The organism is Leptotrichia sp. OH3620_COT-345 (assembly GCF_003932895.1).
Lineage (GTDB): Bacteria > Fusobacteriota > Fusobacteriia > Fusobacteriales > Leptotrichiaceae > Pseudoleptotrichia.
In genome coordinates this window covers 1-224 of sequence record NZ_RQYW01000225.1, presented here as the reverse complement: position 1 = coordinate 224, position 224 = coordinate 1, and the positions used below count along the sequence as shown (strand labels likewise).

The 224-nt window shown below is 38.4% G+C and carries 1 protein-coding gene; it reads right to left on the bottom strand.

All coding sequences use genetic code 11. The features are described 5' to 3' along the window. The coding region (locus EII29_RS12595; RefSeq protein ID WP_158612587.1) for a hypothetical protein at positions 1 to 224 on the bottom strand (224 nt) is incomplete at both ends.

Here is a 224-nt window from a genome sequence, read left to right as displayed (position 1 = left end):
CCTGCAAGCCCATGATTAGGACCTGTAGGTTCCGCTTTATAATATATTCCCGTAGAATCTTCACCTATTTTTATTGTGCCGTCATTACTTACTGTTCCCCCTGTCCCTGAAAGTGGATTACCTAGGTTATCTTCCAATAAATAAATAGCTGTTGATTTCTTTCCTACACTTATTGTTCCGTCATTATCTATATGACCTCTTTTTGCATAAATTCCGGTAGACTC